Genomic DNA, 15,598 nt, shown 5'->3' on the forward strand with positions numbered 1-15,598 from the left:
GCTGAAGAAGTCAATATTGTGTAAATTTATCGTAAGGTTGAAAGCATAGATAGTTATTTTTACCTTAAAACTTTTCTATTAGCAAAACCACATAAACTGTTATGCTGTGCTTTTATTTAATTACTGCAAATTCCACGGATAATCTAGCATAATGTATAGTCGTTTTTTTTTGTTCATCTTGTTTATTTTAATCTCACCATTTGCAACATCGAACACACTTATCGTTCAACTTTCAGATAACTTATCCAGTGCAGCAAAACAAAATATTTATGCTTATCTAGGCAATTTGCCAGAGAATGACACCGAACGAACAGTATTTGTTTTTACCGCGAAAAAACAAGCCTTAAATGCACTCAAGGCACTGGGTTATTACCGTGCTGAGGTAATAAGTTCAATTGACAAGAATTTAGATAAAAATATCTGGACGCTTGGTCTTGTTGTGATACTCAATCAGCAAACAAGAATAAAACACGTGCGTATTAACCTAAGTGGCGACGCTTTAGGGGATAGTGCCTTTTCAGATATTATCAAAGAGGTGCCTATTGCCAGTGGAGATATATTACATCATGGCATTTATGAGCAATTTAAAACGGACTTGGTTTCCTTAGGTTTAGAACGAGGTTACTTTGATAGTAAGTTCATTAAAACTAATATCGCTATAAATAAAAGTTTGGATACCGCAGAGATTATTGTTCACTTTGACAGTGGACCTCGTTATCGTTTTGGTGAAATAAAGTTTAATGATTTTGATATCAATACAGATGTTTTGAAACCTTTGGTTTCTTTTAAGCCCGGTGATTTTTATCAACAAACCTCACTACAAAACTTACAAAATGAACTCGATGAAACTCAATATTTTAGCAATGTTGTTGTTCGTCCTGAAACTGAGAATAGCGCGAATAACATCTTGCCAATTGATGTATCGCTGGAAAAAGCGAAACGCCATCAATTTAATTTAGGACTAGGCTACGCGACTGACACCAAAGAAAGGTTTTCTTTTGGCTGGAAAACACCGCTAGTCAACCGTTATGGGCATCGTCAAGAAACAAGGTTGTCCTATTCAACCATTAATCCGACCGGGCATTTTATTTACAGTATTCCTTTGTCACACCCCAACAATGATGTGTTGCAATTACAAACTGAACTAGAAAAAAATGACTATGGAGACTTAACCAGTCGATTTTTTTCTTTTCAAGTAGGACGCGTTTATCTAAAAGATGATATTTTACGCCAACCTTATTTAAGACACTTAGATGAAGAGTGGGAGACTGATAATGTTTACGATGATGCCAGTTATTTTATTCCTGGGTTTACTTGGTCTGATATTGATCGTGATGGCCCTTTACTCGATCCAACTAAGGGATTTAGACAATACTATAATCTAGAAGGAAGCTATGAAGGTTTATCTTCAGAAACCTCATTTTTACGTTTTAATGGGCGTTGGAAATATATTTCGCTGTTTGCTCCTAAGCACCGTATTGTCGCACGAGTAGAGCTTGGCTATGTTATTGTCGACAAAGACTTTGAAGAGGAACTGTCTCCTTCATTACGGTTTTATGCCGGAGGTGATCAAAGTATTCGAGGATTCGACTATCAATCAATTGGCCCTAAGGTGACTCTTTCAGAAGGTATTAACCCAGGGAAGGAAATCGTTATTGGTGGCACTAATATGGTCGTTGCTAGTTTGGAGTACCAGTACTACTTTTCAAATACATGGCGCGGCGCACTGTTTATTGATGCTGGAAGTGTTAATGATAATGACAAACTTGAACCGGTATACTCTATTGGTCCCGGTCTTCATTATATTTCTCTCATTGGGCCAATCAGGTTTGCTTTAGGGTATCCATTAAGTGAAGAAAACCCTTCATGGCGTCTTCATTTTAGTATTGGTGCTGAACTATGACTTATAAACGTGCCAGCTTCACACTTATGGGCGTGTTAACCGGTTTACTGTGTTTCTTTGCCATACTACTTTCAACGCCTTGGGGAGCTCAGTTATCACTTTATTTTGTCGGTAAGGTTTCCTCGCTGCAAGTTGAATACAAAAGTGGTGCACTTTTAGATGACTTAGTGTTACGTAAACTAAAAATTGAAAACGATAGTGCACTAATTAATGCCAGTAACATTCGTTTAAGATTGCATTTGCGCTGCCTATGGAAAAACCAGATTTGTATTGATGAACTCAGTATAGGTACACTACAAGTCAACATAAAAGAAGCACAGCCAGCGGAATCATCTGAGCAACTTGCCGAACAAGCGATTAATTCAACCAATTTCACCTTACCCTTTAGCGTTAAATTAAAGAAGTTTTCTTTAGCACGCGCCCAAATAACAACTCAGGGGCTAGCAATAAACTTAACCGAGTTTTCTAGTGCTTTATCGGTCAATAAGAATGTTGTGAGTAATATCGCTATTAATATAGATAATGCTCGGTTGCTTAAAGCACATATTAATTTATCTGCGGCGAAGACCTCATCACCACTTCAACCCGTTACCCCTTGGCCACTGGCATCACTGCCTAAGATGTATTTACCGGTTAAGTTAGCGCTAAAGTCGTTGGCGGTAAAAACGCTAATTATTAACGAATTAGACAATACGGGTAGTGAAAAAACGCTAATTAATACCACAAATAATGTGGCACGTTTATCATGGTTTAAAACGCAATTATCTATTGAAGAATTGTCATCAAAAGTAGCGGCAGTAGGAGCGTTTTTATTAAAAGGAAAAGTTGACTTTGTACCCCCTTATCTTGTTGATTTAGCCTTAAGTAGTTCCATTGATAACTTTGAGTTATTGCCACAACTTAGTCATTCTGAACAAAAGGTTTCATTAAAAGGTGATTTAGCTGATTTAGTAACAACGATTAGCAACGCGGGTGAATTAACACTAACCGCTAAAATGTCAGTGGATGTTACTAACGCAAACTTACCTTATAAATTGCAAGCTGATGTTAGCCAGTTTACTTTACCTGATGATATCGCTAATGTTATTACTCCATCAACCCTGTTACTAAACAGCGAAGGCGACCTTAATCGGCATGTTATTGATTTAAAAAGCAACATTAGTGGCTTTGGTTACCAAGACGCCGCGTTGGAACTACAGGCAACTTACAGTGAACAAACCTTTAAAATAAAGACCTTATATTTTGAAGAGTTCAAAGAAAATAGCCGCTTGGATATAACTGGAGAGTTGCAGTTAGGCAATCGATTGTTATGGGATGTTAAGGTGAGCTCTTCGGGCATTAGCTTACCTAATATTGATCAGCGTTTATCGGGTCGTCTACAGGGAAATATTTACAGTAAAGGGTTTTGGCAGGATAATGAATGGGCGTTTACGCTAACTGACTCTATGGTTAAAGGTGAAATTAATAAAATAGCTTTTAACGCAGGCGGTAATGTTGATATTAATCATAAAGGGCAATTAGCGTCAAGTAAGATTAAGCTCAATTATGGTGATATAGCGCTTAATATAAAAGGGCATAGCGATACCCATTGGTATGTCGATGGCACGGTCAATGTTGGAGATAGCAGTTTATGGTTAAAGGATATTGAAAGTGGAATAACGGCCAATATTTCAATATCTGGTCCAGTCGAGCAGCCAGAATTCAATCTACAAGGTGAATTAAAAAAGTTGTTAGTGGTTAATCTTGCCAGTGATGCGATTAAGGTCGAGGTCAAATATCGACCGCTGGATAATCATCAACATGAGGTAGCGTTTAGCAGTGCGCGTATCAATTGGAACGATCATACCATCAATGGTGTTAATTTATCGAGTAGTGGTGATTTAAATCAACAAAAAGTAAAGCTAGCCTGGCTTGGCGATTCAGCGATTGACTTGTTAATTAATAGTGACTATTCACCTGTGGGGGAAGAGTGGCAAGTACAAACTGATCAGGTAAAATTTTCTCTAGGTGACGATGTTTTTAAATCAAGTCAGCCACTTAATATACTTTATAACAATAGCCTTAAAACGCTTGCTGTTAACAAACATTGCTGGCTTGGTGACGGTGCTCAGCTCTGTCTAAAGGACGATGCCACCTTAAAAGTAGCTCAAGACGAGTTAAGGTTAGCCATTCAATTAGACACAGACCTTTTAACGCCCTTTATTCCTAAAGATATAACTGTGCGGAGCACACTAGTGGGGAATGTTGCTGTCGGTTGGCAACAAAACAAAATGCCAACCGTTAATGCTAAATTACTTATTAGTGATGGCGATATAAAGACAACTAAAGAAGGCGAATTACATCAATTACTTGAGTGGCAAAAGGGTGAGTTAACGTTAATAGTTGATAATAGCAGTGTTGCAGGAAAACTTGCTTTCTTTGCCCAAAACAGTGCTGAAATAGTCAACCTTAGCAGTACGCTTGTCTTTGCCGATAGCCGCACTATAAATAGCCAGCTTAATATTAATGAGTTTAACCTTTCACCCTTGCAAGTGTTTTTGCCAGAGTTAACCTCATTGGAAGGCCTATTAAATAGCCGTTTAACTGTGAGTGGTGATTTAGATAAACCAATAATAACCGGTGACATTACGTTAACTAAGGGTGAAGCTAAGATTTTAGGAAATATTAATACCTTAACTGATCTTAATATGGCCTTAAAATTTAAAGGTCAGCAAGCCATTATTTCTGGTGGGGTAAATATTAATAATGCCTTAGCTAATCTTAAAGGGGACGTCGATTGGCAAGATGAATTGAAAGGTAATTTTGATTTTGATGGGGAATCATTAAAATTATCAGTCCCCCCGGATCTTACCATAACCGTTTCTCCTCACCTTAACGCCCAAATAAAAGCATCAGAATTGAAAATATCGGGCCGTATAGAAGTGCTCGAAGGTAAATTACTGGTAAATAAATTGCCACAAGGAAGTGTTAGCTTAAGCAAAGATGTCATTATGGTTAATGATGCAGGCGAACAAGTTGCTAATGAAAAGCCATTTGAGTTATTTACCAATGTTCGTGTGGTTATTACCGATGCATTTAAAGTTGAAGGGCAAGGATTCATAGGTCGTCTAGGCGGTGAATTACAAGTGAGTCAGCAGGCAAATCAACCCTTACAGCTCTTTGGCAGCTTAAAGATACCAGAGGGTCGCTATCGCGCTTATGGGCAAGATTTGTCGTTAACTAAAGGTATTATTTCTTTTAATGGCACAGCGAATAATCCCTATGTCTCAATGCAAGCGACACGTAGCATTGAAAAAGAAAATATTATTGTTGGTATTGATGCAACTGGATTAGCCAACAGCTTGAATATCAAACTTTTTTCAAAGCCAACCATGCAACAATCTGAAACTTTATCATACTTGGTGAGAGGGCGTGGTTTAGATGCAGAAACCAGCGACAGTAATACCGCTATAGGTGTGGCTTTAGGTTCAGCGTTAACAAACTTTTCTGGTGTACTCACTCAAATAGAAAAATTACCTTTGATCAATAGAATCGAAATAGATGGAGACGATGAGCAAGCCTCCATCGCTGGCTATTTAGGTGAGCAGGTTTATATTAAATATGGGCTTGGTATAAAGGATCCTATCAATGAATTAACCGTGAGGTTTTATTTATTAAGCAGGCTATGGGTTGAAACAGTTTCTGGGCTAGAAAACTCTGCCGATATTTATTACTCATTCGACATAAAGTAAGCCGGTGACAGGTAATCGTTATTTCCTAATCCGCTCGAGAAGTTAATAAACGCTAACCTAGGTTAATCAGCATCTATTGGATTTAAACTAGGAAATAGCAGCACTTTATTACGGCCTTTGTCTTTAGCCGAGTAAAGTGCAATGTCGGCTTGTTTGTATAGTTCGTCGTAATTAGCGTTTTTCATATTACCAAACGTAACACCGATGCTTGCTGTGACTTTAGACTGAAAAGGGTGGGACATTTTTTCAATACTACTTCTGACTCTTTCTGCAAATAAGCAGGCAGAGACTTCATTACTGTTCATTAATAAAATAACAAACTCTTCTCCACCAATACGTGCAAATAAATCATCTTTTCGACACAATCTTTTAATTTTATCCGCAATCGCCACCAACACTTCGTCACCAGCGTCATGACCAAAGTTGTCGTTAATATCTTTAAAATAATCAACATCAAGCAGCAAAAAAGCCATTTCTATATCTTGCTCTCTAAAAGTATCAATTTGATGCTCAAGAAAACGACGGTTTCCAATACTTGTTAAATGGTCGGTTTCAGAGGCTTTTTTTAATGTTTTGTTTGTGGCTTCCAAACGAGAAATTACCTGTTTTCTTAGCATTAATACTAGAAATAGCACTACACTAATCAGTGAAATAATAATGACAGCAAATAGGTACATGGAAGCGTGGCGAGACTCTCGTTCGCTGATCAGTAATTCATCTTGTAGTTTTATGTAATCTCGTTCTAAGAGTAGTTGACTCTCCAATTTTTCTACTAGACCCTTTTGTGTCAAAGGTTGAACTTGATTTCTTCTGTTAATGTACTCTGTTTGAATAATCGCCGCTGCTTCAAAATTTTCTTGGCTTAATTCTAATTTGGCTAAATTTTCATAAAGCGCCATTTCACTTTCCACCGATATTTTATTTTTTACCTCAACAATGCCTTTATGATATAAATCGATGGCGGCTTTTATTTGGTTTGTTTGGACATAAATATCAGCGAGGCCTAGGTATGCTGATGCGACAGCAGGTGGATAAACACTACCTTTCTCATCGTTAATAACAAACTTATAAAGAGGTTTAGCCGCCGTAAAGTTTTTTAAATATTTATATACATCAGCTAAGTTGGCTGATGCTTCACTAAAGCTAAAGTCATTGATGTAAGCTCTATTTCTTAGTACTTCTTCAAGTAATTCTTGTGCTTTAAGGGGGTTACCGGATCTTAAGTAAGAGACACTTAATCCAACAGAAGCATTCATCTGCATTGCAATGTCATTGAGTTCTGTGTTGATTACGATTGATTTTTTAAAATATTTAGCAGCATTAGTATAATCATTTTGAGAATTAAGCACATTCCCTAAGTTATTATAAACCATCGCTAAATCTTCTTTTTGATCGCTTAATTTAGCAAATTTCAATGCTTCTATATAGTATTTTACTGCATTTTTGTGATCGATAATGAGCTCGTGAAATACTCCCATTGCTCTATTAGAAACTGAGATTAAATGCACGTTCTCACTCTTCTTGGCACTATTTATTGCTTGAGTGAGATGTTTGAAAGCTTTAAAGTTTAAACCTTGGTACATCTGTGACTGTCCAAGCAAGCGTAATAGTTTAGCTTTATTGAAATCATTATTTTCAATACTAGTAAAGGCTAGGGCTTGTGTTGCATAAGCGCTTGTTTCTTTTGGAGAGATATAAAGGTAAAAGCTTGCCAGCTCAATTAATGCCGCTAAGCGCGCTTTATCATCTTGAGGAAGAGCTGTTAATGTTGCTTTTAATGAATCAACATTTACCTCGTTTGCTAAAGTTGGTGAGGTGACGATTAGTGATAGTATCAATGCTATTAACCATTTTATCACTTTAATTCCTAGCGCTTATGTTGTCCTAAAGTTACTTTCTCATATTTTAATCAATAGATAAAACAAAAAAAAGCTAAATAACGGCTGGTAACTCACTGTTAACATAAACTCTTCTTTATAGCCAAGCACTCAATAACGACCTTAGTATTAATTACTGCGGGCCATTGAATTTTCAATAAACGCGGTTAACTTAACAATTATGATGCTTAACCTATTTGCTTTAATTCTTTCCTATATTGATGATTGCTTTGAACATAATGCGCTGCGCCTGCTGCGATCATCTCTTGGGTTTTTTCATCAAGTTGTTTAATTACTTTTGCGGGTGAGCCTAAAACTAAACTCCCATCAGGAATAACCATATTTTCGGTCACTAAAGCATTAGCACCGATCAAGCAGTTTTTACCAATCTTAGCGCCATTTAATACCACCGCATTGATACCAATTAAGCTTCCTTTGCCTATCGTACAACCATGAAGCATTACTTTATGACCAATAGTTACATTTTCAGCAATATTAATGGGGAAGCCTTCATCAACATGCAAAATAGAGCCGTCTTGAATATTAGAATTTTTCGCTATCTTCACTTGTGCTAAATCGGCCCTGATCACAACATTAAACCAAATACTGACATTTTCACTTAAGTCTACATTTCCTATTACAGTGGCGTTTGGTGCTATAAAACAGTTTTTTGAAATACGAGGAGAAAGTTCACCTAATTGATAGATCATATCTTGGTACCTTAATATTAATGTATTGATTTAATATAACTAATTAGAGATTAACAATCATTAACTTTGTAACGTTATAATATTAGTGGTGAAAGAAGTCGTCGTAAATTTATGTAAGGTATATCGCCAAGCCTTTAGCCAAGTAATTATTTAGCACAAGGTAAGGAGAGACATTTAAGTTTATTGAATATAAATCTCTGAAACTAATTATTCATCCTATGCCAACATTACTGTATAATCCTGCGCATTAAATAACGACCTAGGTAAAGCACCAGCTTTACACTAAAGGCTGTTAAATCAATATTAACGACGCTGCTCTTTATCTTTATTAAACGATGAGTAAAAGCACCAGTAGCAACACCGTAATAAAATATAGAGCAAGTTGAGGCACATTATGACCGTAGAACAATTCGATCCACAAACAACTAAAAAAAGCAGTAATTCAGCCGAGAGCCAGACAACCACATTAGACATTCCGTCTAAGATGATTGAAGAGCAAAAGAATAGTCAACAGCCCTCTAAAGCGGCTAAAATCGGATTTGTTTCATTGGGCTGCCCAAAGAATCTTGTTGATAGCGAGCGCATCCTTACTCAGCTTCGCACTGAAGGTTACGATGTAACCAATAGCTACGATGATGCTGAATTAGTGATTGTAAATACCTGTGGTTTCATTGATTCAGCCGTTCAAGAGTCTTTAGATACAATTGGTGAAGCACTTGCTGCCAACGGTAAAGTATTGGTTACTGGCTGTTTAGGCGTTAAGAAAGACGAAATCATCGAATTACATCCTAATGTTTTAGGTGTTACGGGACCTCATGCTTACGATGAAGTGTTAACACAAGTACACAAACATGTAGCCAAGCCTGTTCATAACCCTTTTATTGATTTAGTGCCGCCACAAGGCGTTAAACTTACCCCTAAGCATTACGCGTATTTAAAAATATCAGAAGGGTGTAACCACCGTTGTACGTTCTGTATTATTCCTTCAATGCGTGGCGACTTAGATTCTCGTCCTATTGGCGATGTCTTAGGTGAAGCCAAACGTTTAGTTGATGCTGGCGTTAAAGAATTGTTAGTTATATCTCAAGATACTTCGGCTTACGGCGTCGATGTTAAGCACAAAACTGATTTTTGGGATGGTATGCCGGTTAAGACTCACATGCAGCAGTTATGTGAAGAATTAGCCAAGCGGGGCGTTTGGATACGTCTCCATTATGTTTACCCGTATCCGCATGTTGATAAAATAATTCCTCTTATGGCAGAAGGTAAAATACTGCCGTATTTAGATATTCCTTTTCAGCATGCCAATAAACGTATCTTAAAATTAATGAAGCGTCCTGGTAGCTCTGACCGCGTATTAGAGCGTATTGCTAAATGGCGTGAGATTTGCCCTGAATTAGTTATTCGTTCAACCTTTATTGTTGGCTTCCCGGGTGAAACAGAAGAAGAATTTGAAGAGTTATTAGAATTCTTAGAAGAAGCGCAATTAGACCGCGTCGGTTGTTTTAAATACTCACCTGTTGAAGGTGCTACGGCTAATGCTTTACCTGATCATAATTCAGACGAAGTTATGGAAGATCGTTTACAACGTTTTATGGCAGTACAAGCGAGAATAAGTAGCGACAAACTACAAGCCCGTATTGGCCAAGAATATTTAATTCTTGTTGATGAAGTAAGTGCCCTTGGTATTGTTGGGCGTTCTTACATGGACGCGCCAGAAGTTGATGGCAAAGTTTATTTGTCTGATGATTATGACGCTAAACCTGGCGATTTAATGTGGGTCCAAATAATTCATGCCGACGAGCATGATGTTTGGGGCGTTAGAGTTGACGACGAAGCTGAAGATTAAGGTTATAAAATTTAGGTTACAAAACCTCTGTCTGAGAAATCAGACAGAGGTTAATGTTTAATTACTTGAAAGCTGAGCGTGTAAAGCATGCTTGTATGCTGCAATTCCTGGTAATAAAGGCATAATCAATGTCGCGATAAATATCATAAAGATTAACCTCATCAACTCCACAGTAAAAATATCAGCACTTAAAAACAAACCAAATTCAGCAGCCAACCATGCCTCAAGGCTATAAAGCGCGAGTGTTAATACGACTATTGACATGATGATGGCTAGGCTTACTAAAATAATGGCTTCTAACAAAATTAGCAATAATATGGTAGCAGGGCTAGCCCCTAATATGCGTAATACTGCTATTTCAGTTTGACGCTCGTACATTGAGGCCAATAACATAGTTGAAAGTCCAAATAAGGATGATATAAGTACTAGCACAGCTATAATACGCAGCAAATTTTCAACGCTTGCCATCAAACTCCATAGTTCGCTCATAGCAACACCAGGTAATACCGCCATTAATCTATCCGCTGGGTAGTTATTAATCTCTCGCTGAAATCCAAATATTGATAATTTACTTTTTAGTTTAAGCATAACAGCTGTAATACTTTTAGGAACGGGTGGTAATGCCTCGTGATCTTTTACTAATGCTTTTAATGCTGGTGGAGGTAAGTGGATCGCTTCAATAGCACCTAAACTTACGTGAACACTTTTATCAATTGGCGTGCCAGTTTTGGCTAAAATACCACTTATCACAAAGGGTTTTTGCATATGTTTGGTAAAGCTTGTATTACCAATACCGTGAGCAATAATAATTTTGTCGCCTAAATTATAATTAAGTTTTTTTGCTACATCGGCACCGATAACTACGTTAAATAAAGATGAAAATACATCCCCGTGTTTAAATATCAATGACTGTTGTTTACCATAGCGATAATAAGTAAAGTAGTTGTTATTTGTGCCAATAACACGAAAGCCACGATGAGAGTCACCAAGAGAAATAGGGATAGCCCAGTCAACTAATTGTTGTTTTTCGAGCATAGTAAAGCTCGTGTAACTAATGTTGTTGGCAGGACTACCCATTCTAAAAACAGAATATAACAATAAGTTCAATTGTCCATTAGGCGCGCCAATAATTAAATCGACACCTGATATAGTGCGATTAAAATTTTCTTTTGCTTGTAGGCGAATATGTTCGATACTAAGCAATACAACAATGCTAATGGTTAATGATAAAAAGGTCAAAATGGCTGTTTTTTTTCGGCTTAATAAGCTGTGCCATGCAACAGAAAATAATATCATAGTGTCATGCTTCCTCAGTTTTACTCAAGCTAGTAATATCGAGGTTACTATCAAAATGATGCGACAAAGAGGCATCATGGCTGACAAAAACAAGCGTCATTTTAGTGTTATCACACATTTGCATAAGTAAGTCCATGAATGCATTTTTTGCTGATGTATCAAGTGCAGAGGTAGGTTCATCAACTAATAATAGTCTTGGATTATTTATTAGGGCACGGGCAATGGCGATACGTTGCTGCTGACCAGCACTCAATTGGTTAACTGGCCTATGTATAATATTATTAGGTAACTGCAATGCATTAAGCAACGTTTTTACGTCATTGTTGACCTCAGGTCTTGAGTTTTTGACGAAGTAGGCTGCGAGCTGAATGTTTTTTAGCACAGATAAATACGGGATAAGGTTAAATTTTTGAGATACCACGCCAATATTTTTTGCTCTAAATAAGTCTCGTTGGCTGTTTGACAACCTACTGATATTATTATTAAATAAACTAACATTCCCTGATGTTGGTATTAAAATACCACACAATAAGTTTAAAAGTGTTGTTTTCCCTGTCCCCGAGTTTCCATGTAAGAATACACGTTCAGTGATATCAACATTCCATTGAGCAATAGATAATCCAGCATAATTAGCAGGGGCATTTTTATAGCGGTAGTTCATATCTTTTAAGCTGATAGCAAGTGTTGACAAGTTTCATTCACCTTTAGAAATTACAGCAGAGGTATTTCTATCTGTACATACTTCATGCTACATTATGTTATAACATCACTATATAACTTGGAAAGAAAATTTTTAATTTTAATAAACTGACTAGCTGCCATTTGCTATGCTCAAAAATATTTATATTAGTAGTATTAACCTTTAGTTTAACGGTACATGCACAGGTTCAGTATATTGAGATAGAATGGACTGAATTAATCCCAGCTGATGATTTAGAAGTATTACTTAATCCACCAGATTTTTTATTTGAAATAGAAGATCAATTAGAAAACGATAATATGAAGGCATTGAAAGACATTATTTCAACTGATACAAAAACTAAAAGGTATCAACAGGCGCTAGAATCAACGAAGGTTATAGACACATTTGATGGCAAAAACATTCGACTTCCAGGTTTTATTGTTCCTATAGAAATAGATGAAAAACAACGGGTAACGCAATTCTTTATTGTTCCTTACTTTGGAGCATGCTTACATATGCCACCACCACCACCAAATCAAATTATCTTCGTAAAATCGCCGGCAGGCATTGAAGTAACCTCTTTGTATGATGCGTTTTGGTTTGAAGGAACTTTAAGTATTGATACAACAGATAGTCACCTTGGAAAATCAGCATATAGTATACAACTTAGTCATGCTTATCTTTACGAAGAGTAAGGTGTGGAAACCTCAGATAGTCCTACCAACCTTATTAATGTTGTGATGATTTTTACTGATTAAAATAGGCAATGACTAGGTTATATATTTAATAATTAAACCAATATCTCATTAGATCAACATCATTAAATTAATCCAAAGGTCCACTCAAAAATAAAATCACCTGAAAATCTTTTGTTATGTTATCACAATGCTTCTTTATTAATATATTGTTATGTTATAACATAACAATATATTACTTTCTGGATGATTCATCTAGTCAATCGCAATAGAATAAATAGAGAGTGCTCCCATGCTTCAAAAAAATAAGTTACCGGTTACTGTGTTGTCAGGTTTTCTCGGTGCCGGCAAAACAACGGTGTTAAGTCATATTTTGAATAATCGTCAAGGTAAAAAAGTGGCCGTCATCGTTAACGATATGAGTGAAGTCAATATTGATTCTGCTACGATTACCAACGAAGTATCTCTTAATCGTAGCGATGAGAAGCTTATTGAAATGAGTAATGGCTGTATTTGTTGCACATTACGTGAAGATCTTCTTCTAGAGGTTACCAAACTGGCAAAAGAGGGACGATTTGATTACTTGGTTATAGAATCCACAGGTATTTCTGAGCCATTGCCTATAGCTGAAACCTTCACTTTTTCTGACGAAGACGGTGTTTCATTATCAGATGTCGCAACACTGGACACTATGGTTACGGTAGTTGATGCGGTAAATTTTTTAAAAGATTACGAAGAGGCATCTTCCTTACAAGAAGTAGGAGAGTCGTTAGGGGAAGAAGACGAACGTAGTGTTTCTGATTTACTGGTTGACCAAGTTGAATTTGCGGATGTCATCTTGATTAGCAAGACTGATTTGGTCGATGTCTCTGATATTGCACGCCTAATAGCAATACTTAAAACGCTTAATACTCATGCCAAAATCAGCCCTATTACTCAGGGGGAAGTCGATATTGATGCCGTACTGAATACGGGGTTATTTGATTTTGAACGTGCTCAGAGCGCCCCAGGGTGGTTAAAGGAAATGCGAGGTGAACACATTCCTGAAACTGAAGAATATGGTATTAGTAGCTTTAGTTTTTTTGCTCGCCGACCGTTTCACCCAGAGAAATTTTTTCACTTTCTTCACGACACAGAAAAATTTGGTAAATTAATTCGTTCCAAAGGCTATTTTTGGTTAGCCACACGCCCCCTATTTTCAGGTCAATGGAATCAAGCAGGTGGCATTGCTCATTATGGGTTTGCTGCTATGTTCTGGAAATCGGTGCCTAAAAAAGACTGGCCTACCGATGAAGAGTCACTGAGCGCTATACGAAAGCAGTGGGTTGAGCCATTTGGTGATATGCGGCAAGAATTAGTGTTCATTGGTCAGCAACTCGATCAAGGAGCTATGACCCGTGCACTCAATGAATGCCTGTTGTCAGATGATGAATTACTGAAAGGGAAAAATTACTGGGCAACACTCAGTGATCCGTTTCCAGAGTGGAGTGAAAGCGTATGATTGCATCAGAAGCGATTAATGACAACCGATCAATAAGTCCACTTTTACCTGAATTACTGACAAAACGTGCCAGTGAAAGTGATACGCCTGAGGTATTCACCGATATTTATCGAGATGACACTAATATTGCAATTTGGCAACGTAAATTGTCTGACGAATTAGCCTTGGCCGTGGATGATATTTTAAAAACGGGTGTAAGAGTAAAAGTCGCAGAGGCAGTTACCGTACAAAGTGTCAATGCTACACTTTGTAATGCGTTAGGTGCTTCGAGCGCAGTGATGAGATTGAGTGAAGACATCACACTATTGGTTGATATGTTTTGCTGTTTGTTTGATCTCAAAGAGGTTGGGTTACGATTAACGGCACTCGATCGTGCTATGTGCCCCAGGTTTCATTTCGATCGAATACCCTGTCGACTGGTAACAACATATCATGGTGTTGCTACCGAATGGCTTCCTCATCAGTTAGTTGATCGCAGTAAATTAGGTTCGGGGAACCAAGGGAAGTCAGATGAACAATCAGGTCTTTTTGATAGTACTGATGATATTCGTCAATTAAGTCAAGGTGATGTTGGCTTACTGAAGGGTGAGTTTTGGCATAATAATGAAGGTGCGGGTTTGGTACATCGTTCACCCGCTCAGTCACAAGACTCAATCAATGAACGTCGTTTATTATTAACACTTGATTTTATTAATAATTAAATAGTGTTAGTGCAGGGGAGTTTATAAATGAAAGTACAAAAATTAGTATTGTTTTTGCTAAACATAATATTATTAAATATTTTTTTATCAGGCCAACTTGTCTATGCAAAAAATCAGCAGGAACAAAGTACTCGTTTAGATGCCCATGTACATGGTTCATCTGAAATAACGATGGCGATTGAAGGCGAGATACTAGATATTCAATTGGTTTCTCCAACAGTCAATCTCTTTGGTTTTGAGCACAAAGCAAGCAACAAAAAAGAGATCATGCTTGTTAATAATGCCAAAGGTATACTGAGCAATGCGGCATCAATTTTTTCTTTCTCTGGTGGCAGTTGTTCACTCATTAATATCGAGATTGATGTTTCAGGTTTATTAAAAGATCATGAAAACGAGCACGAACATCAGTCAAAAAATAGTAAAAAATCGCATGATGATCACAGCATTAAAGAGACAGTCAATGAAAATCATAGCCAAATAGTTTCAAATTATCGCTATCACTGTGAAAAAACAGCAACGTTATCAGCTATTACTGTACTTGCTTTTGAGCGATTTTCAGGAATTAAGAAAATTCGTACGATGTGGGTAACAGACAAAAAACAAGGTGCTCTCACACTCAATATCAACAATAACATCATTTATTTGAGGTAAAC

11 protein-coding genes are annotated in these 15,598 nt (G+C 37.1%); 7 read left to right on the forward strand and 4 right to left on the reverse strand.

Annotation, left to right across the window (positions count from 1 at the left end; genetic code table 11):
• Positions 1 to 151: 151 nt before the first annotated feature.
• Together H4J66_RS14230 and H4J66_RS14235 are read left to right on the forward strand one after the other, a co-directional pair.
• On the forward strand, positions 152 to 1,903 hold the full coding sequence (locus H4J66_RS14230; protein WP_182175681.1) for an autotransporter assembly complex family protein: 1,752 nt from the start codon (positions 152 to 154) through the stop codon (positions 1,901 to 1,903).
• Positions 1,900 to 5,634: a translocation/assembly module TamB domain-containing protein gene (locus tag H4J66_RS14235; protein ID WP_182175682.1), complete on the forward strand. Its 3,735-nt coding sequence runs from the start codon at positions 1,900 to 1,902 to the stop codon at positions 5,632 to 5,634. The genes H4J66_RS14230 and H4J66_RS14235 overlap by 4 nt, the downstream gene beginning before the upstream one ends.
• 62 nt (positions 5,635 to 5,696) lie before the next feature.
• Here the strand turns inward: H4J66_RS14235 and H4J66_RS14240 are convergent, their stop codons facing one another.
• Positions 5,697 to 7,493, reverse strand: a complete 1,797-nt coding sequence (locus H4J66_RS14240; protein ID WP_182175683.1) for a diguanylate cyclase domain-containing protein — start codon at positions 7,491 to 7,493, stop codon at positions 5,697 to 5,699.
• A gap of 206 nt (positions 7,494 to 7,699) precedes the next feature.
• Complete coding sequence (locus H4J66_RS14245; RefSeq protein WP_182175684.1) at positions 7,700 to 8,221, reverse strand: gamma carbonic anhydrase family protein; 522 nt, start codon at positions 8,219 to 8,221, stop codon at positions 7,700 to 7,702.
• Positions 8,222 to 8,615: 394 nt separating this feature from the next.
• Here H4J66_RS14245 and rimO point away from each other — a divergent pair, with 394 nt between their 5' ends.
• Entirely contained in the window at positions 8,616 to 10,070 is a 1,455-nt protein-coding gene (rimO, locus tag H4J66_RS14250) for a 30S ribosomal protein S12 methylthiotransferase RimO (protein ID WP_182175685.1), read from the forward strand.
• Positions 10,071 to 10,127: 57 nt separating this feature from the next.
• Here rimO and H4J66_RS14255 read toward each other — a convergent pair whose 3' ends face one another.
• Together H4J66_RS14255 and H4J66_RS14260 are read right to left on the reverse strand one after the other, a co-directional pair.
• On the reverse strand, positions 10,128 to 11,366 hold the full coding sequence (locus H4J66_RS14255) for an ABC transporter permease (RefSeq protein WP_182175686.1): 1,239 nt from the start codon (positions 11,364 to 11,366) through the stop codon (positions 10,128 to 10,130).
• Positions 11,367 to 11,370: 4 nt separating this feature from the next.
• Positions 11,371 to 12,057, reverse strand: a complete 687-nt coding sequence (locus H4J66_RS14260; RefSeq protein WP_182175687.1) for an ABC transporter ATP-binding protein — start codon at positions 12,055 to 12,057, stop codon at positions 11,371 to 11,373.
• 131 nt (positions 12,058 to 12,188) lie between these two features.
• Between H4J66_RS14260 and H4J66_RS14265 the strand changes: the two genes are divergently transcribed.
• The 4 genes from H4J66_RS14265 (at position 12,189) to H4J66_RS14280 (ending at position 15,596) form a co-directional block, all read left to right on the forward strand.
• Positions 12,189 to 12,743 (forward strand): DUF3299 domain-containing protein, encoded by a 555-nt coding sequence (locus H4J66_RS14265; RefSeq protein ID WP_259368534.1) that lies wholly within the window; start codon positions 12,189 to 12,191, stop codon positions 12,741 to 12,743.
• Positions 12,744 to 13,035: 292 nt separating this feature from the next.
• Positions 13,036 to 14,244 carry a zinc metallochaperone GTPase ZigA gene (gene zigA, locus H4J66_RS14270; RefSeq protein ID WP_182175688.1) on the forward strand — a complete coding sequence of 403 codons (1,209 nt, stop codon included), beginning with the start codon at positions 13,036 to 13,038 and terminating at the stop codon, positions 14,242 to 14,244.
• The gene (locus H4J66_RS14275; RefSeq protein WP_182175689.1) at positions 14,241 to 14,945 is read left to right on the forward strand and encodes a DUF1826 domain-containing protein; all 705 of its coding nucleotides are present in this window, start codon (positions 14,241 to 14,243) and stop codon (positions 14,943 to 14,945) included. The genes zigA and H4J66_RS14275 overlap by 4 nt, the downstream gene beginning before the upstream one ends.
• 27 nt (positions 14,946 to 14,972) lie before the next feature.
• Entirely contained in the window at positions 14,973 to 15,596 is a 624-nt protein-coding gene (locus tag H4J66_RS14280) for a DUF2796 domain-containing protein (RefSeq protein ID WP_182175690.1), read from the forward strand.
• The last annotated feature ends 2 nt before the right edge of the window (positions 15,597 to 15,598 follow it).

The sequence above is a fragment of the Colwellia sp. MB3u-55 genome, assembly GCF_014076785.1.
Taxonomy (GTDB): domain Bacteria; phylum Pseudomonadota; class Gammaproteobacteria; order Enterobacterales; family Alteromonadaceae; genus Colwellia_A.